Annotated in this window: 22 protein-coding genes; 7 read left to right on the forward strand and 15 right to left on the reverse strand. The window is 42.4% G+C overall.

The features are described 5' to 3' along the window. Positions 1-296 precede the first annotated feature (296 nt). From kdpF to kdpDN, 5 genes are read left to right on the forward strand one after another with little or no spacing between them, the layout of a single operon-like run. Entirely contained in the window at positions 297-365 is a 69-nt protein-coding gene (gene kdpF, locus HCJ54_RS15660; protein WP_376699094.1) for a K(+)-transporting ATPase subunit F, read from the forward strand. A 20-nt stretch (positions 366-385) separates the two neighbouring features. Next, entirely contained in the window at positions 386-2059 is a 1674-nt protein-coding gene (gene kdpA, locus HCJ54_RS05450; protein ID WP_187136912.1) for a potassium-transporting ATPase subunit KdpA, read from the forward strand. Positions 2060-2071: 12 nt separating this feature from the next. Further along, on the forward strand, positions 2072-4102 hold the full coding sequence (kdpB, locus tag HCJ54_RS05455; RefSeq protein ID WP_187136913.1) for a potassium-transporting ATPase subunit KdpB: 2031 nt from the start codon (positions 2072-2074) through the stop codon (positions 4100-4102). Positions 4103-4114: 12 nt separating this feature from the next. After that, positions 4115-4669: a potassium-transporting ATPase subunit KdpC gene (gene kdpC / locus HCJ54_RS05460; RefSeq protein WP_187136914.1), complete on the forward strand. Its 555-nt coding sequence runs from the start codon at positions 4115-4117 to the stop codon at positions 4667-4669. Positions 4670-4684: 15 nt separating this feature from the next. Continuing rightward, complete coding sequence (gene kdpDN / locus HCJ54_RS05465; protein ID WP_187136915.1) at positions 4685-5836, forward strand: KdpD-like non-kinase potassium sensor; 1152 nt, start codon at positions 4685-4687, stop codon at positions 5834-5836. Positions 5837-5888: 52 nt separating this feature from the next. Here the strand turns inward: kdpDN and HCJ54_RS05470 are convergent, their stop codons facing one another. Genes HCJ54_RS05470 through HCJ54_RS05480 form a run of 3 tightly spaced genes read right to left on the reverse strand, consistent with a single transcriptional unit; the run spans position 5889 to position 8452 of the window. Further along, on the reverse strand, positions 5889-6542 hold the full coding sequence (locus HCJ54_RS05470; RefSeq protein ID WP_425324793.1) for a TetR/AcrR family transcriptional regulator: 654 nt from the start codon (positions 6540-6542) through the stop codon (positions 5889-5891). Between the two features lie 15 nt (positions 6543-6557). After that, a complete protein-coding gene (locus HCJ54_RS05475) occupies positions 6558-7727 on the reverse strand; it encodes an ABC transporter permease (protein ID WP_187137067.1) in 1170 nt (389 codons plus the stop codon). After that, entirely contained in the window at positions 7727-8452 is a 726-nt protein-coding gene (locus HCJ54_RS05480) for an ABC transporter ATP-binding protein (protein ID WP_187136916.1), read from the reverse strand. Before HCJ54_RS05480 ends, HCJ54_RS05475 begins: the two co-directional genes overlap by 1 nt. Positions 8453-8672: 220 nt before the next feature. Here HCJ54_RS05480 and HCJ54_RS15665 point away from each other — a divergent pair, with 220 nt between their 5' ends. After that, positions 8673-8810, forward strand: a complete 138-nt coding sequence (locus HCJ54_RS15665; RefSeq protein WP_222712969.1) for a type I toxin-antitoxin system Fst family toxin — start codon at positions 8673-8675, stop codon at positions 8808-8810. A gap of 123 nt (positions 8811-8933) precedes the next feature. On the opposite strand, the gene coaA is transcribed toward HCJ54_RS15665, so the two are convergent. The 12 genes from coaA to HCJ54_RS05545 all read right to left on the reverse strand — a co-directional run bounded on the left by coaA (position 8934) and on the right by HCJ54_RS05545 (position 21268). Then, positions 8934-9854, reverse strand: a complete 921-nt coding sequence (gene coaA / locus HCJ54_RS05490) for a type I pantothenate kinase (protein WP_187137068.1) — start codon at positions 9852-9854, stop codon at positions 8934-8936. Between the two features lie 77 nt (positions 9855-9931). After that, the gene (locus HCJ54_RS05495; RefSeq protein ID WP_187136917.1) at positions 9932-10774 is read right to left on the reverse strand and encodes a TIGR03943 family putative permease subunit; all 843 of its coding nucleotides are present in this window, start codon (positions 10772-10774) and stop codon (positions 9932-9934) included. A gap of 15 nt (positions 10775-10789) precedes the next feature. Next, positions 10790-11812: a permease gene (locus HCJ54_RS05500; RefSeq protein ID WP_187136918.1), complete on the reverse strand. Its 1023-nt coding sequence runs from the start codon at positions 11810-11812 to the stop codon at positions 10790-10792. 169 nt (positions 11813-11981) lie between these two features. Continuing rightward, positions 11982-13310: a WxL domain-containing protein gene (locus tag HCJ54_RS05505; protein ID WP_187136919.1), complete on the reverse strand. Its 1329-nt coding sequence runs from the start codon at positions 13308-13310 to the stop codon at positions 11982-11984. A gap of 164 nt (positions 13311-13474) precedes the next feature. Further along, a complete protein-coding gene (locus HCJ54_RS05510; protein ID WP_187136920.1) occupies positions 13475-13918 on the reverse strand; it encodes a VOC family protein in 444 nt (147 codons plus the stop codon). 112 nt (positions 13919-14030) lie between these two features. Further along, positions 14031-15104 carry an ABC transporter substrate-binding protein gene (locus HCJ54_RS05515; protein WP_187136921.1) on the reverse strand — a complete coding sequence of 358 codons (1074 nt, stop codon included), beginning with the start codon at positions 15102-15104 and terminating at the stop codon, positions 14031-14033. Then, entirely contained in the window at positions 15101-15910 is an 810-nt protein-coding gene (locus HCJ54_RS05520; RefSeq protein WP_036089199.1) for an ABC transporter permease, read from the reverse strand. The genes HCJ54_RS05515 and HCJ54_RS05520 overlap by 4 nt, the downstream gene beginning before the upstream one ends. After that, positions 15907-16716 carry an ABC transporter permease gene (locus HCJ54_RS05525; protein ID WP_187136922.1) on the reverse strand — a complete coding sequence of 270 codons (810 nt, stop codon included), beginning with the start codon at positions 16714-16716 and terminating at the stop codon, positions 15907-15909. Before HCJ54_RS05525 ends, HCJ54_RS05520 begins: the two co-directional genes overlap by 4 nt. Before the next feature lie 4 nt (positions 16717-16720). Continuing rightward, positions 16721-17812: an ABC transporter ATP-binding protein gene (locus HCJ54_RS05530; protein WP_187136923.1), complete on the reverse strand. Its 1092-nt coding sequence runs from the start codon at positions 17810-17812 to the stop codon at positions 16721-16723. 14 nt (positions 17813-17826) lie between these two features. Continuing rightward, positions 17827-18369, reverse strand: a complete 543-nt coding sequence (locus tag HCJ54_RS05535; protein ID WP_185409614.1) for a helix-turn-helix domain-containing protein — start codon at positions 18367-18369, stop codon at positions 17827-17829. A 182-nt stretch (positions 18370-18551) separates the two neighbouring features. Beyond that, positions 18552-20612, reverse strand: a complete 2061-nt coding sequence (locus tag HCJ54_RS05540; RefSeq protein WP_187136924.1) for a Na+/H+ antiporter — start codon at positions 20610-20612, stop codon at positions 18552-18554. A gap of 14 nt (positions 20613-20626) precedes the next feature. Further along, entirely contained in the window at positions 20627-21268 is a 642-nt protein-coding gene (locus tag HCJ54_RS05545) for a GTP pyrophosphokinase (RefSeq protein ID WP_036065951.1), read from the reverse strand. A 254-nt stretch (positions 21269-21522) separates the two neighbouring features. On the opposite strand from HCJ54_RS05545, the gene ytvA reads away from it, so the two are divergent. Next, entirely contained in the window at positions 21523-22296 is a 774-nt protein-coding gene (ytvA, locus tag HCJ54_RS05550; RefSeq protein ID WP_187136925.1) for a YtvA family blue-light photoreceptor, read from the forward strand. The last annotated feature ends 71 nt before the right edge of the window (positions 22297-22367 follow it).

Here is a 22367-nt window from a genome sequence, read left to right on the forward strand (position 1 = left end):
ATATGTCGCATAGCTCAGAAATAGAAATAATAGTTCACTTTATGAAGTACTGGTATAACTAGCGTTTCGCGTTTTTTTGGCAGCTATTTTGCGTTTTAAAATCGATTTTCAAACAATTTCATATGCGTGAAGCACAGGATACAGAACCTGTATTTCGCGACAGGAAAAGGGAGATGGAATGATGCTTTGTACGGCCCCTTACTTGTGATCCGCGGATGGATATCTGGGGTGTTTTTTTATTGGGGCCATGATGAATAATAGCGTAAAAGCTTGAGGGAGGATTTAAAATGATTGCAATGCTGATAATTGCGATTTTGTTACTGGGTTATTTAGTCTATGCGCTCGTTCATCCAGAGAAATTTTAATTAAGGGAGATATGGAGACAATGGAAATTTTACAAATTGTTGTTGTCATTTTGATTTTATGTTGTATCATCAAACCGCTCGGAACTTACATGTACCACATTTATGCGGGGGCACCGGCAAAAGCAGATCGTTTTTTTGGAAAGGTGGAAGCCGGTATTTATCGGCTAGCGGGATTGCAAGATCGTCCGGGAATGACTTGGAGGCGTTATGCGATTTCTTTGCTACTCGTCAATGCGATTTTGATGATTTTTGGCTTTTTGGTCGTTTTTATGCAAGGTATTTGGGCAAATCCTACCGGCCTAAAAGGGCTTGATCCAACGCTTGCTTTTAATACGGTTATCAGTTTTATGACAAATACGAACCTGCAACATTACAGCGGGGAAACGGCGTTAACTAACATGACGCAAATGATTTTTATTACGATGATGATGTTTACGTCTGCTGCGAGCGGGATTTCTGTTGCGATTGCATTCATTCGTGGGATTACGAGTAAAGGCCAAACGCTGGGTAATTTTTATGAAGATTTCACGAGGACCATCACACGGTTGCTCTTGCCTTTTTCCTTTGTTTTAGCTATCGTTTTGGTGGGACTTGCGGTGCCGCAGACTTTAGCGAGCTCGCAAACGTTGACAACGCTTGAGGGCGTAAAACAAACCCTTGCACTTGGACCTGTAGCATCTCTTGAAGCGATCAAGCATTTAGGAACGAACGGCGGTGGATTCTTCGGTGCTAACTCGGCGCATCCATTTGAAAATCCAACGCCGATTACAAATGTGTTGGAGATGCTAGCAATGTGGTGTATCCCTGCTTCACTTACCTACACATATGGCCGTTTTGCTAAAAATCAAAAGCAAGGCTGGGTTATTTTTTCCGCGATGTTTGTCTTGTTTATCGTTTTTCTTGGGCTGATTTTCATGTCGGAGAAAGCCGGTAATCCGGTGTTAACTGGGCTCGGGGTTTCCAATGCGCAAGGCAGTATGGAAGGCAAAGAAATGCGCTTTGGACTCGGTGGTTCGACGCTCTTTAGTACGATTACAACGGCGGCCACGACTGGATCGGTGAACAATATGCATGACACGTTGACGCCGCTCGGTGGTATGGGAACGCTAGCCTTGATGATGCTCAATGTCGTATTTGGCGGTGATGGTGTCGGCTTAATCAACATGTTGATGTACGCGATGCTCGGTGTATTTTTATGCGGGCTCTTGATTGGGCGCACACCCGAATTTCTTGGTCGCAAAATCGAGCCGAGGGAAATGAAGCTAATCACCCTGACACTGCTCGTTCATCCAATAATTATCTTGGTTCCCACAGCTGTAGCATTGCTTACAACACTAGGAACTGAAGCCATTTCTAATCCTGGTTTCCATGGCATGACACAAGTTTTATATGAATTCACTTCTTCTGCTGCAAACAATGGCTCGGGTTTTGAAGGGCTTCAAGATGATACCCCGTTTTGGAATTTGACGACTGGAATCGTGATGTTTTTAGGGCGCTATGCTTCAATCGTACTATTACTGGCCGTCGCGGGTTCAATGACAGCAAAATCGTTTATTCCCGAAACCATCGGGACGTTCAGAACAGATAATGGCTTGTTTGCAGGGATTTTAGTGATGGTCGTGCTCATTATCGGCGCCCTGACCTTCTTACCTGTCCTCGTACTTGGACCAATTGCAGAAAGTTTAACTTTATAGGAGTGTATAAAAATGGAGAAAAAAAACGTCTTATTTAATCGAGAAATGATGCTCACTGCTATAAAAATGAGCTTTGTAAAATTGAATCCGGTAGTCATGATGAAAAATCCAGTTATGTTTGTTGTAGAAGTTGGAACTTTTGTTGTACTGTTACTTCTTTTGTTTCCGCAGTTTTTTGGTATAACAGGGGCATTTGGTTACGAGCTGACGGTGTTCCTTATTTTATTCGTCACAATTCTATTTGCGAATTTTGCGGAAAGTTTGGCAGAAGGTCGCGGAAAGGCGCAAGCCGATTCACTTAAAAAAACGAAGCAAGATACGGTAGCAAAATGGATTCAAAAAGATGGATCTGTGAAAGAAGTTCCGGCCTCCACGCTACACAAAGGAGATATTGTCCTCGTTGAAATGGGCGATTTGATTCCGAGTGATGGGGAAATTATTGAAGGGCTTGCATCGATTGATGAATCGGCGATTACTGGTGAATCGGCGCCTGTTATTAAAGAGAGCGGCGGTGATTTTGCCTCGGTTACTGGTGGAACAATGGTTCTTAGTGACGCTATTAAAGTCCGGATTGAGAGCAACCCTGGTGAGTCCTTCCTTGACAAGATGATCTCCATGGTCGAAGGGGCTAAACGTCAAAAAACGCCGAATGAGATTGCACTCACCATTTTGCTCATTACGCTGACCGTTATTTTTATGATTGTGGTCATGACGCTGTATCCAATTGCGCGTTTTAATGGCGTCCTGTTGTCGATTCCAACGCTGGTGGCCCTGCTAGTTTGCCTTATTCCAACAACGATTGGCGCCCTCCTTTCTGCGATTGGAATTGCGGGAATGGATCGGGTGACACGCTTCAATGTACTTGCGATGAGCGGAAAAGCCGTGGAAGCAGCTGGGGATATTAATACCATTATTTTAGATAAAACCGGCACCATCACGTTTGGAAATCGGATGGCGAGTGAGTTTTTGCCGGTCGGTGGTCATACAATGGCCCAGGTCGCCGAAATCGCTACGATTAGTTCGTTAAAAGATGATACACCAGAAGGGAAATCCGTGTTAGCTTTGGCTAAACGACTGGAAATCACCTACCCTGACAATGATTCGCAGATCGCTCAGGAAATCGAATTCCAAGCAGAAACGCGAATGAGTGGTATTACCTTACAAGACGGTCGTAAAATCCGTAAAGGGGCCTCCGATTCGATTGCTCGCTGGGTAGAAGGTTTAGGTGGTAATTTGCCTGCTGATATGCAAGAAGTTGGAGATAGTATTGCACGGCTTGGCGGTACGCCTCTAGCGGTCTCTGTCGACGCCGAAATTTACGGTTTTATCTATCTGAAAGATACAGTCAAGCCCGGTATGCAAGAGCGGTTCGCTCAACTGCGCAAAATGGGAATCAAAACGATTATGTGTACAGGAGACAACCCATTGACAGCGAAAACAATTGCTGCGGAGGCCGGAGTCGATGATTACATCGCCGAATCCAAACCGGAGGACAAAATTCAAGTAATCAAAGATGAGCAAGCACTTGGCAAACTCGTCGCGATGACTGGCGATGGCACGAATGATGCACCTGCACTTGCTCAAGCCGATGTTGGTCTTGCGATGAACTCTGGAACAATCGCTGCAAAAGAAGCCGCGAACATGGTAGATTTGGATTCTGATCCAACAAAAATTATCGAAGTTGTTTCGATTGGAAAACAGCTCTTAATGACGCGCGGTGCCTTGACAACATTCAGTATTGCCAACGACATTGCCAAATACTTCGCGATTATCCCGGCGATGTTCGCCATTGCCATTCCGGCGATGAACCAACTAAATATAATGCAATTGGACTCCCCTACTAGCGCGATTATTTCTGCACTCGTTTTTAATGCTGTCATCATTCCGATCTTGATTCCGCTCGCGATGAAAGGCGTCAAATACACGCCAATGAAGGCAAGTAAGCTACTCCAAAAAAACCTGTTCGTCTACGGCCTCGGCGGTGTTATTGCCCCATTTTTCGGTATTAAAATAATTGATTTGGCCGTTTCGGTCTTCCTATAGGAGGGAAAAAAGATGAAAGCACTACGTTTATGCCTTGTCTTCATCGTTATTTGCGGACTTATTTACCCACTCGCGACAACTGGCGTGGCCCAAGTTCTTTTTCCAAAGCAAGCTAATGGTTCGCTAATCAAAAAGGATGAGAAAATCGTCGGTTCCAAATGGATTGGACAAAACTTCTCATCGGCTAACTACTTTCATGGTCGCGTCTCTTCTATCAAAAATGATGCGAGTGCAAGCGGTTCTCTAAATTTAGCAGCTTCGAATCCAGCCCTGAAAAAGCGCGTCGAAGCATCTATTGCACAGCTTATGAAAGATAATTCCACCATGGATCGCACCAATATCCCGGCAGATTTAGTAACAAACTCCGGGTCGGGTCTTGATCCTGATATCTCTGTCGCCAGTGCGAAATTGCAAGTAGCGCGCGTTGCCAAGGCAAACCATTTAGAAGCTGCCACGGTTTCTAAACTTGTTGCGGACTACACAGCATCACGCTCTCTCGGTATTTTTGGTGAGCCACGTGTAAATGTTTTACATTTAAATTTAGCCTTATCAAAATTACATGACTAAGGAGGTCGGAAGCCTATGACCGATGATGGTAATTTTTCCTTTCGCCGCAAGACTCCCGAAGAAATCCTTGCCGAAATTGAACGTCTGAAAAAAGGCAAACTCAAGATTTATATCGGCTCCGCACCGGGTGTTGGTAAGACATATCGCATGCTCATCGAAGCCCAAGACATGAAAAAAGAAGGGCTCGATGTCGTGGTCGGTCTAGTAGAAACGCATAATCGCGAAGAAACGAAAAATATGATTGGAGATCTGGAAATCATCCCGCTAAAATCAATTCCATACAAAGGTAGTACTTTTCATGACCTCGATGTGGATGCCATTATTCGTCGCAATCCAGATGTTGTCATTATTGATGAACTCGCGCATACCAATATTCCTGGTTCCAAACATGACAAGCGATATCAAGATGTGTTAGATATTTTAGATCATCGCATCAACGTCCTGACAGCCGTCAATATTCAGCATTTGGAGAGCTTGCATGATGCGGTGCAAACCATTACTGGCGTGAAAGTACGCGAACGCATTCCCGATCATCTTTTAGATACAGCCAGTGAGGTCATCCTGATCGATATCTCTGCAGAAACACTCCAAAAACGGCTTCGCGATGGGAAAATCTATGCCATCCATAAAATCAATCAATCACTCGAAAATTTCTTCACACAGCGCAACCTATCCGCACTCCGCGAAATGGCATTGCGCGAAGTCGCTGATGATGTCGATGATAAGACTCCCGAAAAGGAGTCCAAACACCGCGCCGCTGCTATGAACGAAAAAATACTCGTCTGTATTAAAAATGATGACAACGCTGAAAAACTGATCCGTCGCGGCTGGCGAATCGCGAATAGACTGCGCGCAGAACTCTTTATTCTCACCGCAATACCTGGAAATTTTAGCGATCTCGATCCGCATACCCGCAAGAAATACGACACCTGGAAAAAGCTAGCCAAAGAATTCAACGCGCATTTTATAATTGAGTCCAATCATAGTCGCAAGATTTTCAGTGTCATTACAGATGTCGCAAAAACACATCATATTACGCAAATCATTCTTGGTCAATCCGTCAAAACGCGTCTAGAAGAACTGACAAAAGGCTCTGTCGTAAATGCCATTATGCGTGAAACAGACGGAATCGATATTCATATCGTCGCCGATTCAAGAAAAAACTGATGACAAAAAGAAGGATGCATCGCCCTATATTTGCTGGCAATGCACCCTTCTTTTAACTTATACCATTCAATATATACGTGACAGTTCGCTCGATTTCCGCATCATCATCCCAATCGGCTTTTGGCATAATCATAAACCGCGTCATCAAAAAACCAACAATATTCGTAATCAGCGCCCGCATAATCGTACTATTTGGCATATCGTTAATCTCCCCGCGTTCTTTAAAAAAACCAATAACCCGATCAAACTGCCCCTTCACATGCACCATAAAAACCTTTGAGAATTGCTCCCGCATCTCATCATGATATAACAGTTCCTGCATATAAATCTTGATCACCTGACTATTCTCACGCACAAAATCAAACCGATTCTGCACAAGTTCCGTTAAGAAAGCCCTAAAATCTGGATACTCCTGCTCAAATACCTCCGCCACAAAAGTCCTAGCCAAAAATGGCGCGACACTATCAATCATGATCGGCACAGTGATTGACGTTAATAAATCTTTCTTTGTCTTATAATGTCGAAAAATTGTACCTTCTGCAACACCAGCGCGCTTCGCAATCTCACTCGTTGAAGTCGCCGCAAAACCACGTTCAGCAAACAATTCAATCGCAGCCGCTACAATTTTCCGCTGCTTATCGCTCATTTTTTTATCCTGTTCCGCCACCTCAAGCATCTGCGTCAAGATATCGTTATTTTCAGCCATTACCACCATTCCTTTCTATATTTTACGATATTTTTTCAATGCAAAAATGTTTAAAATCATGAAAATGAGCGCAAATCCAAGTAAAATATAGAAATCCGTCGCAAAACCACCGAATCCTTCGCCTTTTACCATGATCGATGTCAATGCATCCGCGCCATAATAAAGTGGCATAATGTGCGCCACCCACTGTAACCAATCCGCCATTCCTTCTAGCGGAAAGATACCACAAAACAGCACTTGTGGTACAATCACAATCGGAATAAATTGCACAATTTGAAACTCATTATTCGCAAATGTCGACAGCAGAATGCCAAGTGTCAATGCCACCATGGCTAACATCAGCGTAATCAGTAAAACATACCAAATCGAGCCCATTTGTACCATATTCAGCACGTGAATCGAATAAAGCGCCACGATAATGGACTGAGCCAAGGCAAATATCCCAAAACCGAGCAAATATCCCGTTTCCAGCTCCCACCGCTTAATCGGCGTCGCCATCAACCGCTCTAAAGTCCCCGTTGTCCGCTCACGCAAGAACGAAATCCCTGCAATCAAAAAGACAAAGAAGAATACAAAAAAGCCAATAAAAATCGGTCCAATCGTATCAAAAAACGTTGTATCCGCGTCACCATATATATAGGCCGTCGAAATCGATAGCTGTTGCTGTTCTTTTGGAATCGGCAAATTCACCGTCGGGATGTCTAACGGCTGACCCGTTTGTGCTGAGTATTGTTTTGCAACCATCGCTAATGTCTGCTGTATCTTCGCGCTCGCTTCTTGCATCGACACGCCTAGCTGCTTCATGGTATCTTTCTGCTCCGCCATCAAAGCCGCCTGCAATTTCATCTGAATCTGTTTGCTAACACCTGGATCACTGTTCTCAAATGTTAAATTCACATCCGCGCCATCCTGCCTAATAAATGCGTCCAGCCCGTCCGACTTGATGGTCCCCTTCACATCACTCACCAAATCATATTGCTTCACCGTCATATCCGTGTCCCTCAGCTGTGCTACCATCTCACCTGACACGCCTTCCACACCGATTTTCGGATCCACCGCATTTCCATCAAATAAATAATTGATCAACGTAATCAAAATAAGTGGTGCAATAAACATCAAAGCTAACGTCCTTTTATCCCGTCGGAACTGATTCGCAATCCGCCTTACAATCGCCATCACCCGCATCATGACTGCACACCTCCAAATTGTAAAAAGGCATCTTCTAATTTCCCCGTTGCCGTCTTCGCTTCCAATTCTGCCGGCGTCCCAACCGCTATAATTTTACCATCACGCACCATCGCCAACCGGTCGCATTTTTCCGCCTCATCCATCACATGCGTCGTCACGAGAATACATTTCCCTTCGCCCTTCAGCATGTCCAGTTCTTCCCAAATCGATTTTCTAAGCTCCGGATCAATCCCAACTGTCGGTTCATCCAAGATCAGCACATCAGGGTCCTGCAACATTGAAATAGCCAATGACAGGCGCCGTTTCATGCCTCCCGAATAATCGCTGACCTGCTTATTCAACTCTCCCTCTAGATTCACCAACTTCGCTGCATAGGCAATCCGTTCCTTGCGCTTCGTTCCTTTTAGCGAGTATAAAGCCGCAAAAAATTCCATGTTCTCCTTCGCCGTTAAATCAATATAAAGCGCATCAGACTGGGCCATATAGCCAATATTAGCGATTACACCAAGGTTCGGCATACGCTTATCAAGAACCGTAACATTCCCCGAATCTCCTTTTTCCATCCCAACAATGACCTTAACAAGCGTCGTCTTTCCCGCACCAGAAGGACCAATCAACCCAAAAATCTCACCCTTCGCCACTTCTAGTCCAATATCCGCAAGAATCTGTTTCTTCCCAAACGACACATTCAGATCTGCCACACGAATCGCTGCCTCTCCCATTTCAAAAAACCTCCTTCAGGTTCATTAAAAACACCTCATCACGATAATGAGTGATTACTCACTTTTATTTTACATCAAAAAAATAAAATGTAAAGAAATAAGTGAAATCAGGGTTAAAAAATCACGAAATCAATGAAAAGGCAAAGTTACCAGAAAGGCTTAATTTTATGCCACCTGCGTGCTATAATTATAGCAGTCGTCAACCTTCCAGCATGCTTTTATGAAGGAGGTGTATCTATTGATTCTGATTTTTTCCACACTTATTGCTCCGATTCTTGTTGGGATGACACTCATGACCTACAAGTACTGGTTAGAACATCGGAAGCGTGAGCGGCCACAACGACGATCAAAGTTCTAATCCAACAAAAAAAGCCCCGATATCTTTAGCCGAGAGTCGGGGCTTTTTGTGTATCTACTGATTCTTTTTCCTAAATTCATCTTAACACATCTCTTTTTTTTTTTCAATCTTTTTTGCTGGATGTTATTTGCGCAAGTACACGTCTGAAATAAGATGATCCGCACCCTTTTTCAAAATAAGTTGCGCTCGATATTTCGTTCGCTCAATATTTTCTTTCAGATTCACGCCATTAATTTTATCCCATGTTGCAAGCGCAAACTGGCGCGCTTCTTCTTCACTGATTTTTGTATAGCGGTGGAAATAGGAGCTTGTATCTTGAAAAGCGGTCTCGCGTAGCATGAAGAATCGCTCCAAATACCAGCGCTTGATTTCCGCCTCCTCTGCATCCATATAAATCGAGAAATCAAAGAAATCACTCGGAAAAACGGCCTGCTCTGGGTCGACCTGTAAAACGTTAATTCCCTCCACGATGATGATGTCCGGCTGACTAATAACACGTGTCTCCTCCAAAATATCATACGTAAAATGGGAGTATAGCGGCACCTCAACATCAGCTTTATTGCTCTTCAAATCACTTAAAAAAGCCACAAATCGGCTCCGATCATAACTTTCTGGAAAACCTTTGCGCTCCATCAAGCCCTTTTCCTCTAGCACAGCATTTGGGTATAAGAAACCGTCTGTTGTGATCAGCTCCACTTTTCGCGTCTTCTGGAACCAGCGATTTAGCATGATTTTAAGCACCCGCGCTGTCGTACTTTTACCAACTGCCACACTTCCAGCAATCCCAATAACAAATGGTGTGTGTGCCGCGTGACGTTTCAAATATTCCATTTTTTCGCCGTGAATGAAGATTTGCTCATGGTAATGGATCGCCAGCAACTTCACAAGTGGCAAGTATATTTCTGCGATATCTTCTAATGATATACGATCGTTTAAACCTCTGATGTCCTCTAGCTCTTCCGCCGATAACATCTGGTCTTTACTTACTTCCAGCTTACGCCAATCCTCACGCGGAAAGTGAAAGTAGGGTGAATAATGATTCATATTCATTCCCATCCTTCTTTAGGTTTGTTTTCGTTTTCACAGGTTTAAGCATACCGCATGTGAACCATTTCCGCAACCTAATATTTGCGATAAACATAGACATCTTTTGGTTTTGGAATTTCACCGTATTTGGTCACCTTCACAGCAGGAATGTCCATTTTAAAAGGAGCGTAGTATTCTTGCTCAATAACGCCACTCACTTTTACCCACGTATCATTGCTGAGATCATTTTCCCCGTCAGGCATGTGTACAAGCATCCCATAAACGCCCGAATCCGCAACACAATGAATAATTCCAAAGCGAAATACAAATAAGTTGGCGCCCTTCGTCACTGGATCATTATACACAAAACCAGTAAATTCAATCTGCTTCCCTTCAAATTCCCCTGGATAACTATAAATAATTTCCATTGTCATCAAATAGTTCGCGTCTGTCACCTTGATTGGATTATCATGAATGATCTCCGCCTTCTCTTTGGCAATCATTTTCTCATAATCCGATTTACCAAAATAACCACTCGTATCTGGCTTCAAAAATTGGTTCATCGCATACGGATCATCGCCCGCCGCATTATTTTTCGGAAAATGAAATCCTTTAGCGTCCACAATCGTTGAATTAAGCGTGGCAATCGGGAACATAAAGCCTGCCACAAGCGGATAAACAAGAAGCCCATACACTAAAATCTTTTTCCAAAACGTATTTTCTCCATCATGCGTGTGCCCCATATGCGCGTGATCCTGTACTAAATCCTCATCGCGGAAGATCATGATTAATTGCACCAAGCCGAGCAAAAATGCAGCAATCATCGCAGCTTGTGACAAATAAGAATACTTCATATTGATATACTTGCTAATATCGCCCGTCACATGCAGTTGCATCAAGTAGAAGGCGAATCCGAATAAAATAAAAACACGAAACATCAAAACGCCCTCCTTCTATAATAATAATGCATAGACAAACACCGTCACGGTAACACCAATCACGACAAATGCTACAAACTTCGCTTTAAAAGTCGCCAGCATCATCATGAGATTTTTAATATCGAGCATCGGCCCAAAAACGAGGAAGGCAACAATCGATTGCGTCGAAAAAATACTGCGGAAAGAAGCGCCAATAAAGGCATCTGCCTCCGAGCAAAGCGACAAGACAAACGCCAAAACCATCATTAACAGAATCGATAAAATAGGTCCGTGCCCAATCGAAACGAGCGTCGACGTCTTAATATACGTTTGCATCACCGCCGCCAGCAACGCACCAAACACAAGAAATTTCCCAACTGAGAAAAATTCATCCACCGCATGTTGCAACGTGTGCCAAACCCTATCTTTCATCGGCATTTTGGCCTCATCATGACTATGCTCGTGGTGATGATGAGGCTGTTCTTCCTCATTCGGCATCGTATGCGCCGATCCCGAAGCAATTGTCCCGTCCATTCCCACAATCGCCATCACAGCTGGAGCCTCCGCTTTCTCATTAGCCTCTCCCGCCGTTTCATACAACATAAACTTCTCTTTCAAACCTTCACCTTTATAAAAATAAGCAATCGCGTTCCCTACAACCATCGCGACGACTAAACTCCCTAAAACACGTAGCAGCGGCACTTCCCACGTACTCCCAAACGCAACATACGTTGAAAATAGTACCACAGGATTGATAATCGGCGCCGTCAACATAAACGCGATTCCCGCATGAAGCGGTACCCCTTTTGCAATCAAATTTCGGACAATCGGCACAATCCCACACTCACACGACGGAAAAAGCACACCGATCACCGAACCTACAATCACCGCTAAAAATCGATTTTTTGGCATAATCTTAGCAATAAACGCCTCAGAAATAAACATTTGAATGAAACCAGCAATAAAAACACCAATCAACACAAATGGTAAAGCCTCAATCATAATCGAGATAAAAATCGTATTCATTTGTAAAAAAGAATCTGGTAAATTTTGAAACATATGTTCACTTCCTTGCCTCTTTCAGTTTTGCTAAGCTAACCTCTTGATTTTATGCTTCTTGGGAGAAGAAATCAAGTTGTACACGAAAAAATGTTTCGAAGCAACGCAAATAAAAATAGTAGGCAAAACCGATGTATCAAGGCTCTGCCCACTATCTTTTTATCCTTTATTAGCCTTCAATTTGTACATCCAAATCACCCACTTCTACGTAAGCACTATACCCGATTTTTGTCCTTCCCCAACTACTTTCATATTTCAATCTACTTACACTTCCTATTACATCAACGTTAAATACTTGATGATTAATAAAATAATAAGTCGTACTGTTGCCGTCTAGACTCACACCAGATAGGCTAGAATAGCTACCTGTTGAACTTCCAATCAGATTTCGTAATTGGAGTGTTGCTCCGTCTATCCATTTTATCTCGAGTAAAGCCACATCATCAGGACTCAGTACGCTTAATGTCCTACCAAGATTTTGATTGTGTGCATTAATACGTTCCAATGGTTTAGAAGAAATCGTAGGAGCCCAATCTGATAATATTTTACTATTCATTATTTGATTCCCACCAATATCCACGGTGACCAGTTTTGCTAGCTTTGTTGCTGGAACAATGCCCTCATTCGTAATTCTATTGTTATCCAGTTTTAGCGTCTTTAAATTGCTTGCATACTCGATCCCAGATAAATCTACAATCCCTTTACCAACTGCTGTAAAATCGGTTAATGTTTCCATCTTCTTTTTTGTGATTTGATTGTCATCTGTTACACCAAGCGCCTCTTTTATAACTGTTCGCAAATTAGTATCGGGAATTTCTACTATTTCATCTGGAATAGTCGTCGATGGATCCGCGACTATATTCCAGTTTAAAGAAGCTTGCTGTTTCCCGACCGTAGCATCTTTAGGAATCGTTAGTGTCACACCATCCATGCCACCAAGTAGTGCCGAGTGACTACCCATACCGGCATTTTCACCCGCAATCAGCATATCAATCTCGTCACCATCACCTGCCAGCTCACCACCAATTGTTTCGATACCTTGGTCCGCACCATTATATTCTGGCTGGAACCCAAGAACACCGCCACGAACAAGCTCGCCACTTTGCGATACTTTTAAAGACCAGCCTTCCCCAGTTCCGCGTAAATCGGCAATATTGATAAATGCTGGTAGTTCTTGATCGGCTTTCGTTTTGACTTTTCCAGCATGTAGCGTTTCTTTCCGTCCTGTTAATGTGAAATCGCCAAAATTCAAGTCTGATACGTGATTAATTCGCAAGGAACCAGGATTTGGATTAATTGGATCAATCGGCACGCCAGGCTCTTCTGGATCAATCGGGTTTATGATTTCTGGATCAGTCGTGCCTTCCCCAGGTAAAATCTGAATGGAAGCCTCGCTTGTTGCACTATCTGGTCCATCAAACGTTGTTGCTAAAACCGTGTTTCCCGTTGTTGCCGTGACTAGCAAACCAGTCATAGCAATGATACTTAACTTCTTCATAAATGTGTGACACTCCTTTAAATTTTTACTTTAAAGGTTAATGATAGCCTATGCACCCCCAATCTCGCCATCACTTCTTTTGCAGTTTTTCGGAAAATTACGGTAGGAAAAAGCGACGAACACAAATCTATTTCAGATTTTCGTTCGTCGCTTTTCGTACAATGTTAAACTAATTTCGAATGCGGTTGTGCGTGAAACATCCACAGTAAACCGTACTTATCTTTAATAATACCCATCTTGCCGCCCCAAAATTTCTCGTCAAGTGGATCAATAATTTCTACACCACTTTCGGTGATTTTCTTGTATAGCGTATCCAATGCCTCCACCTCTTCTGCATCTTCTGAATTGAAATCAAGCATCAGGGTTACACTAGAAGAAAATGGCTCGCCTTTACCGAAACGGTCGCTACAGAAAATCGTATTTCCCAACACAACAAAGCCACCATGGATCGTTGTATCTTCCAAATTATCCGTTGACATGCCCCACTCTTTTGCCATGCTCTCATCCATTTGATTGCGTTCCAATAAAGTTGCACCAAATACGTCTTTATAGTAATCCATCGATTCTTTCGCGTTATCAAAGCTTAAATAAGAATATAATTTTGCCATCTTGTTTTCCACCTTTCAAATGAAGTTACAACTGAATTATAAGGGATGGCTCGAATAATTACAATGCATATCCTAGCTATACACAAAAGTTGGGTGATTTCACAAAAGTGGTCTACTTACGATACATTTTGAATTCCAAGAACAATTCATTGTAATGCGCCAACATTTTCTTACCTAGATTATCGTAAACCTCTAAATTCTCCAATTGGTCTAGGGCTGGATAGAAACGTTCATCACTTGAAATTTCCTTTGGCAAAAGTTTTACAGCGGCTTCATTTGGCGTCGCATAACCGACATATTCCGCATTTTGTGCTGCATTTTCAGGTTTTAACATGAAATTGATGAATTTATGCGCCCCATCCACATTTCTCGCTGTTTTCGGGATCACCATATTATCAAACCACAAATTGGAACCCTCTTTTGGAATTACGTACTCCAAGTCCTCGTTTTGATCCAACATCTCGGCAGCCTCACCAGAGAATGTCACCGCAACTCCGGCTTCATTTCCAGCCATCAAAATCTTGATCTCATCCCCAACAATCGCCTTCACATTCGGCGTCATTTCCTTCAGCTTCATCAACGCTTCCTGCAACTGTGCCTCATCCGTACTGTTCAGCGAGTAGCCAAGGCTGTTGAGTCCAAGCCCCATCACCTCACGCGCGCCGTCGATGAGCAGAATCTGATTTTTCAATTCCGGTCGCCACAAATCGTTCCAACTCGTGAACGGAATATCGTGAACCATCTTTTTGTTATAAATAATACCCAGCGTTCCCCAGAAATACGGCATCGAATACTTATTTTCCGGATCAAACGACTGGTCCATAAAACGCGGATTTAAGTACTTCCTATTCGGCAATTTCGCTTTATCAAGTGGAATAAGCAACTTCTCCTCACGCATTTTACTAATCGCATAATCACTCGGAACCGCGATGTCAAACGTTGTCCCGCCTTGCTCAATTTTCGTCATCATCGCCTCATTTGAATCAAACGTCTGATAAATCACTTTGATACCAGATTCTTTTTCAAATTTTTTCAGTAAATCAGGATCAACATAATCACCCCAATTGTAAATTGTCAGCGTATTGCCGCCCGAATAGCCCTCCGATTTGTTCAGCGAGTAGGTTAGCACCATCATCAGAAGCACCGCAACCACGACCAGACCAAAAACACGAACTAATTGCTTCATTTTTTCGGCACCTCCATCGCTTGTGCAGCCTTCGCATTGCGCTGATTAATAAAGTAGTATCCGATAACGAGTACAATCGTAAATAGAAATAGCAAGGTTGACAACGCGTTAATAGACAATGAAATCCCTTGGCGCGCCCGCGAATAAATCTCCACAGAAAGCGTCGAGAAACCATTTCCCGTTACAAAGAAAGTCACCGCAAAATCATCGAGTGAATACGTCAAAGCCATAAAGAATCCCGCAAAAACACCTGGTGAAATATACGGCAAAATAACCTTACTCAACACGTTCCACTGGCTCGCTCCTAAGTCCCGCGCTGCATCAATCAACGTCGGGCTCATCTCCTGCAATTTTGGCAGAACCATCAGGACAACAATCGGAATACTAAACGCAATATGCGACACGAGTACCGAAATAAAGCCGAGTTTCACACCTAAAATCGTGAAGAAAATCAGGAACGAAGCACCAATCACAACGTCTGGACTCACAATCAAGACGTTGTTCAAACTGAGCAATGAATTTTTGGCGAACGGGCGTGGCATGTAGCGAATCGCCAGTGCTCCGAGAACGCCCAGAATCGTTGCTACCACAGAAGAAAGTAGCGCGATCACAAACGTATTCAACACAATAATTAATAGTCGCGTATCTTGAAATACCTCTTTATAATAATCCCACGTAAAGCCACTAAAATGATTCATCGTTCCGCCCGCATTAAACGAGTAGAACATCAAATAGAAGATTGGCGCATACAAAACAAAGAATACGACGGCTAAATAAATTTTTCCCAACTTGTTATTTTTCTTCATTTCATCGCCCCTTTCTTCCGTTTAGCACCACTTACAAACATAATAATAAACATCGCAATAATCAAGAACACGCCAATCGTCGAGCCCATTCCCCAATCCTGCGTCACCAAAAAATGCTCCTCAATCGCAGTCCCAAGCGTAATCACCCGGTTTCCTGCAATCAAACGCGTAATCATAAAGAGCGACAACGCCGGAATGAAAACCGCTTGACATCCTGCTTTCACACCATCTAGCGTAATCGGAAAAATAACCCGCCAAAACGTCGTCCAACGCGTAGCACCCAAATCCTGCGCCGCATGCGTTAACGACGGATTCATCTCCTCCAGTGCATTATAAATCGGCAAAATCATAAACGGAATAAAAATATACGTCGACACAAACAAGAAACTAAAGTCCGTAAACAAAATCTGCTGCGTACCAATCCCGATAAATTCTAAAAACTTATTCGCCGTTCCATACGTTCCAAAAATCCCCATAAACGCATAGGCTTTTAGCAACAAATTAATCCAAGTCGGCAAAATAATCAACAACAACCAAAGCTGTTTATGTTTCAATTTTGTCAAAACAAGCGCCGTCGGATACGAAATCAATAACGTAAATAACATAATCAAAAATGCATACCAGAAAGAGCTCACTGTCATCTTCAAATAAACCGGCGTAAAGAAATTCACATAGTTCGAAAACGTAAAATTGCCATCAATATCAAAAAACGAATAGTAGGCGATCAACACAATTGGCGCAATTACAAACAGCAAAATCCAAAAGGCATAAGGAATCAGATAAAAAGTCCGCGCTCGTCTCGTCATCGCACTACGCCTCTTCGTAACTTTCTAGACGAGCATCAAATTCTTCTTCGGTTTCCCCAAGACGCATAATATGGATTGCCTCCGGATCAAACGCCAGTCCTAATTTTTCACCGATTCGTGCTTTTTTAGTAGAATGCACTAGCCATTCATTGCCGTCCTCATCAATACAACCAATTTCATAGTGAACCCCACGGAACAAGACCCAATCAACCGTGACGCGTAAATTCCCTTTTTCCTCCGCCGTAATTTCCAAATCCTCAGGGCGAATAATGACTTCGACAACCTCATTCGGATTGAAACCTTGGTCCACACACTCAAACCGACGTTCCACAAACTCGACCTCGAAATCCTGCACCATTTTACCGGAAACAATATTCGACTCCCCGATAAAATCCGCCACAAAACGGTTAATCGGCTCATCATAAATATCGATAGGCGTCCCGCTTTGCTGAATTTCGCCCTTATTCAATACAAAAATCTCATCACTCATCGCCAGCGCCTCTTCTTGATCATGCGTGACAAAAATAAAAGTAATACCGAGTCGGCGTTGTAAATCGCGCAACTCATACTGCATCTCCGTTCGCAGTTTCAAATCAAGTGCCGAAAGTGGCTCATCTAGCAGAATAACTTCCGGTTCGTTCACAATCGCGCGTGCAATCGCCACACGCTGACGCTGACCACCAGACATTTCCGTGATTTCGCGTTGCTCGTAACCCGCTAAATTTACAAATTTCAACGCTTCGGTTACTTTCTTCCGAATCACATCTTTCTTCAATTTCTTAATTCGCAGGCCAAATGCCACATTTTCAAACACATTCAAATGCGGAAACAACGCGTAATCTTGAAAAACCGTATTGACCGGTCGCTTATTAGCCGGAATATCATTAATCACCTTGTCATTCAGAAAAATCTTGCCATCACTCGCCTCTAAAAAACCCGCAATCAAGCGTAAAATGGTCGTCTTTCCGCAACCAGAAGGGCCGAGTAGCGTATAGAATTTCCCTTTTTCAATCTCAAAACTGACATTATCGAGCACCGGTGGATCATTATCGAACTGCTTTGTTACATTTTCAAAGCGAATAATTGTTTCTGTCATTGTTTTATTCCTCCTTACAAATACGAATCTGTTGCAACTAAAATCAATGTTGCCGGCTCATCTTCTTCATTACAAATTTGATGTTCATCCGAAGCATGAAAATAGATTGCCTCGCCTTGTTTTGCCGTGTATAGTCGCTTCCCTAGTTTGATTGTGACTTTCCCTTCTAGAACATAGCCAAATGTTTCCGATAGCGATGGCTCGAATTGCTTAAACGAACCTTTTTCAAAAAGCGTCAAATAAACCGGCTCGATTTCTTTCTCATTAGATTCTGGAACCAACCACTTTACTTGATACCCTTTTTCCTCATCTTCAAAAAAAGTATGCTCACTCGCGCCATATACAACTTTTTGCTCCTGCTCTTCCTCGTCAAAAAATTCTTTCGGCGTACAGCCAAGCACTTCTAAAATATCAAATAGTGTTTCAATGGAAGGCGAACTCAGATCACGCTCTAACTGTGAAATATAGCCTTTTGTCAAATCCGTACGTTCTCCAAGCTCTTCTTGCGTCAAGTTTTTACTAAGACGTAGATTCTTAATTCGCTTACCGATATCCATAATTCGCAACCTTCCCATTAGTTTAGTAAAAGTAAACCTAGAGTCATTATTGTTTAGTAATAGTAAACTCAATGTTTACAATAGCAACGCTAATTATACATCATTCCTTGCTGAAATCGCAATACTTTTTTACAAAAAAACAAGCCTTTGAAAGTATATACTCTCATCAGGCTTGTTCATCTTTATGCTAATTCTTCGTTCCCAAAATAATACGTTTCATACAAGTTCAAGTTTTGTCTCAGCTCACGCGCTAAATCTCTCGAAATTTTTCCTTTTTCAAAAAGATCTTGGATAACATCGCGCTCGATCTGAACAGCTTGGAGTTGCACATCTTTTTTCGCTTGTTCGAATCTGGCTCTTGACTTCATGCTACCTGGGTCGCGTCTCATTTGTTCTAGAATGCGTTTATTTTCATTGATAAGAGGCCAAATCACAGCTTGGTTCGTATCGTCAAGCAATGCCGTCAGATTCTTCGTCACAACTTGCCCATTTTTCTCACGCAAATCCCGGATCTCGTTCATCATATCTTGATATTGGTCTGGATTTTGCTTCATTTCGTTCATCTTTTCCTTCGCTTTTTGCCATTGCTTCGGATGCAGTAACTGGCGAGTCATGCGTTTAAGCATCATTGCCATCATACCAGAACGCGTTTTTCCTCTGCCATTCAGCGCTTTTTCCATCGCATCAATATAGTTATTATAGCGCATAGCAGATTGCTTGCTTGTCTTCCCTTGTTCCAACAACAAAGCGGTATTATCTTTCTCCCATTTCAAAATTTGCAGACGGAGCCCTTGTTGTGCCGCATCTATTTCTTTTTGCCTACTCGCGTTTACATCTTCTTTTTGAATAGCACGCATACGTCCGCGATAATCTTCCATCACAACTTGTGTTGCCGCCTTATTCTCCGATGTTATCTCGCGGTTTAATTGCTCCACAACTTGGCGACAAACGCTTAATCGCATCGATTTTTCCGCGCGTGGACTATCCGTATCACTCTCATCTTTCCGAGCCAAAATCGGTAAAATCGCCGTCGCAATAATCAGCGAGCATAAAATAACGCCTGATGCGATACAAATAATGAGCGACCGCTGCGGGAATGGACTACCATCTCCTAGCACAAACGGGATCGAAAGTGCCGAAGCAAGTGTCACCGCCCCGCGAACACCTGATAAGGAAGTAAGCACTGTTGCTCGCAGATTTGGCTTGCTTAGATCATTTCCTTTCATCAAATGCGGAATCAACCAACCTAAATGAATCCACAAGAATCGTATCGTAATCAAGCTAAACGTGATCAGAAGCACGTAAAAGATGACCTGCCAATTGCTCACGCCCGAGTTTTGCCAAACGACTTGAATAATATCTGGTAATTGCGTTCCTAAAATAATAAATACGAGACCGTTCAACACGAAAATAATAACCGACCAAGTACCTTGCGACACCACATTCAGTTTAACGGTCATCGGATCCATTTTCCGCTTTTCAAAAGCATGCATAATGCCGGCCGCCACAACAGCTAAAATTCCCGATACATGCAATTCTTCGGCCACTAAATAAATCACAAATGGCGTCAAAATTTGAATCAACATATGTAGCGTAACGTCTTCCATACCTAGACTACGAATCCATTTGAGGAATTTAAATTTAATAAATGTCAAAACAAGCCCACAAATAATCCCACCGATCGCAATCAACACGAAACTCACCGACGCATCCCAAATGGAGAATACACCTGTCACCATTGCCGCTATCGCAAATTGGAAAGCCACAAGGCCCGACGCATCATTCATCAACGCTTCCCCTTCTAAAAGATGCGTGATTTTCTTCGGCAAGTCAATGCGTCCCGAAAGCGAGCCAACTGCCACAGCGTCCGTTGGTGCAAGTGCAGCAGCAAGCGCAAAAGCCGCAGCAAGCGGAATCGTTGGAATCATCCAATTAACAAAATAACCAATAACAAGCACGGTTACAAAAACAAGTCCCAACGCCAACATTAAAATCGGCGCACGCAAATTCCATAACGCTTGCCGATCCGTTCTTTTTCCGTCATTAAATAGAAGTGGTGCGATAAACAACACTAAAAATAACTCCGGATTTAGCTTCAATTCGAATGCTAGTGGTAAACAAGCCACTAGAACACCCAACCCGATTTGAATCAACGGGATTGATACAAACGGGATAAAACGGTTCACAACATTCGAAACCAAAATAGTTGCTAACATAATTAATACGTAATAAAAAATGTCCACCCTTTTTCAACCCCTTATTCGCCCTCAACCTCATTTTTATATTGATCGATCTCATCATTTAAGTATTTCATCTTTTCATCTAAATGCTGAATAATCGCGGCAGCCTCATATAGCTCCTGCGTCAAATGCGCTGGTGCCGTCGATTTATATTTGTAGTAGATTTTATGCTCTAAACTCGCCCAAAAATCCATGGCAACCGTTCTAATTTGAATTTCCACACACATTTTGCGTGACGTATTCGTTAAGAAAATCGGTACTTCACAAATTAAATGCAAGCTCCGATAACCGTTCGGCTTTGGATTTTCTACATAATCTTTCACATTCATAATTGTCATATCATCTTGATTCGCCAACATCTCATATATTTTATAAATATCCGATACAAACGAACACGTGACCCGAATACCTGCAATATCATGCACGTGCGCATAGGCATTCTCCGGTGTGATATCTAGCCCTTTTTTCTCCAATTTTGCAGTGAGGCTCTCGAAGCTTTTCACCCTTGATTTCAAATGTTCCATCGGGTTGTAATCATGAATAAACTGAAACTCATCATTTAATATTTTTAATTTCGTATTAACCTCTTCTAAAGCGAAACGATGCATTAACATCACATTACGCCATTCTTTCAACTCATTTACGGAAGGCTGTTGCACAAAAATAACTCCTCTCTGATCTTCACTTTTCCTATCCTATCTATGTTACTACATTTTTCATAGGTGTGCACAATAATTCATCCAATCAAAGCAATTTCTTACTATTTTATCATCAATTTATTATACAGTTTCAGACACTTTCATCCTATCAAATAAGTGTGAACAGAAAATGAATTTTATACTAACGATTTCTATTTCGAGGGCTTTTTGGTATGATAGTTTATATAAATCCAAAAAAGGGATGGTTGTGTGGGATGTTAAACAAAGAAGCAGAATTGCAATTCAATATTATTTTAAAAGCTTTAAATATGACAAGCGTTGGTGTTATTATTACGGATGGCGATTTGCCAAAGAATCCAATTATTTATGTGAACAGCGGATTTGAACGGATTACCGGCTACAGCTCAGAAGACGTGATGGGTAAAAATTGTAGTATGTTACAAGGGCGCAAAACCGATAAATCTGCCATTGCAAAAATCAGCCAAGCAGTCAAAAATAGAACACACGTAAATGTTTTTCTGCAAAATTACCGCAAAAATGGAGATATCTTCTTTAATGAACTAACAATCGATCCTATTTTCGATGAGGCTTCTGGAAAAAACTATTTTATCGGGATTCAGCGTGACGTGACGCGCGAGGAAAAATATAAAATGTTATTGGAAGACTCCATTGAGGAAATCGTTAAAATGTCAACACCGATCGTTCCTGTGCAAGATGGCGTTGCAGTTCTGCCACTCGTTGGCGCACTTTCGACAGATCGCTTTGAAGAAATGACGCAAAATGTGGCCTCCTATCTTGATGTTAGCCAAATTGATTATTTGATTATGGACATTTCTGGACTCGCCGATTTCAATGAAGAAGTCGCTGCTAATCTGATCAAATTTTTAGGATTAACGAAATTGACTGGTGTGAGCCTCATGCTTACCGGCGTTTCGCCAAGATTTGCGATGCTTATGGTCAACTACGACAGTCGCCTGCCGAACATCCCGACTTTCAGCACCGTTCGCGAAGCTTTAAAAAACGTTTAAAATACAAAAAAACCTTGCAATTACGCACTGAATTCGTTAGTATAGTACATGAAAACTTAATAAAATCCTCA

Origin of the sequence: Listeria grandensis (genome assembly GCF_014322885.1) — a bacterium.
GTDB lineage: Bacteria > Bacillota > Bacilli > Lactobacillales > Listeriaceae > Listeria_A > Listeria_A grandensis.

Excerpts from the sequence above, each read along its gene's own strand:
- kdpC (WP_187136914.1), top strand. The coding sequence starts at position 4,115 with ATGAAAGCACTACGTTTATGCCTTGTCTTCATCGTTATTTGCGGACTT.
- HCJ54_RS05510 (WP_187136920.1), bottom strand. The coding sequence starts at position 13,918 with ATGGCAAAATTATATTCTTATTTAAGCTTTGATAACGCGAAAGAATCG.
- HCJ54_RS05525 (WP_187136922.1), bottom strand. The coding sequence starts at position 16,716 with ATGACGAGACGAGCGCGGACTTTTTATCTGATTCCTTATGCCTTTTGG.
- HCJ54_RS05505 (WP_187136919.1), bottom strand. The coding sequence starts at position 13,310 with ATGAAGAAGTTAAGTATCATTGCTATGACTGGTTTGCTAGTCACGGCA.
- coaA (WP_187137068.1), bottom strand. The coding sequence starts at position 9,854 with ATGAATCATTATTCACCCTACTTTCACTTTCCGCGTGAGGATTGGCGT.
- HCJ54_RS05480 (WP_187136916.1), bottom strand. The coding sequence starts at position 8,452 with ATGGGAGAGGCAGCGATTCGTGTGGCAGATCTGAATGTGTCGTTTGGG.
- kdpA (WP_187136912.1), top strand. The coding sequence starts at position 386 with ATGGAAATTTTACAAATTGTTGTTGTCATTTTGATTTTATGTTGTATC.
- HCJ54_RS05500 (WP_187136918.1), bottom strand. The coding sequence starts at position 11,812 with ATGTTTCAAAATTTACCAGATTCTTTTTTACAAATGAATACGATTTTT.
- kdpDN (WP_187136915.1), top strand. The coding sequence starts at position 4,685 with ATGACCGATGATGGTAATTTTTCCTTTCGCCGCAAGACTCCCGAAGAA.
- HCJ54_RS05515 (WP_187136921.1), bottom strand. The coding sequence starts at position 15,104 with ATGAAGCAATTAGTTCGTGTTTTTGGTCTGGTCGTGGTTGCGGTGCTT.
- HCJ54_RS05520 (WP_036089199.1), bottom strand. The coding sequence starts at position 15,910 with ATGAAGAAAAATAACAAGTTGGGAAAAATTTATTTAGCCGTCGTATTC.
- HCJ54_RS05530 (WP_187136923.1), bottom strand. The coding sequence starts at position 17,812 with ATGACAGAAACAATTATTCGCTTTGAAAATGTAACAAAGCAGTTCGAT.
- ytvA (WP_187136925.1), top strand. The coding sequence starts at position 21,523 with ATGTTAAACAAAGAAGCAGAATTGCAATTCAATATTATTTTAAAAGCT.
- kdpB (WP_187136913.1), top strand. The coding sequence starts at position 2,072 with ATGGAGAAAAAAAACGTCTTATTTAATCGAGAAATGATGCTCACTGCT.
- HCJ54_RS05535 (WP_185409614.1), bottom strand. The coding sequence starts at position 18,369 with ATGGATATCGGTAAGCGAATTAAGAATCTACGTCTTAGTAAAAACTTG.
- HCJ54_RS05470 (WP_425324793.1), bottom strand. The coding sequence starts at position 6,542 with ATGGCTGAAAATAACGATATCTTGACGCAGATGCTTGAGGTGGCGGAA.
- HCJ54_RS15665 (WP_222712969.1), top strand. The coding sequence starts at position 8,673 with ATGAAGGAGGTGTATCTATTGATTCTGATTTTTTCCACACTTATTGCT.
- HCJ54_RS05495 (WP_187136917.1), bottom strand. The coding sequence starts at position 10,774 with ATGTTTCGTGTTTTTATTTTATTCGGATTCGCCTTCTACTTGATGCAA.
- HCJ54_RS05475 (WP_187137067.1), bottom strand. The coding sequence starts at position 7,727 with ATGCGGGTGATGGCGATTGTAAGGCGGATTGCGAATCAGTTCCGACGG.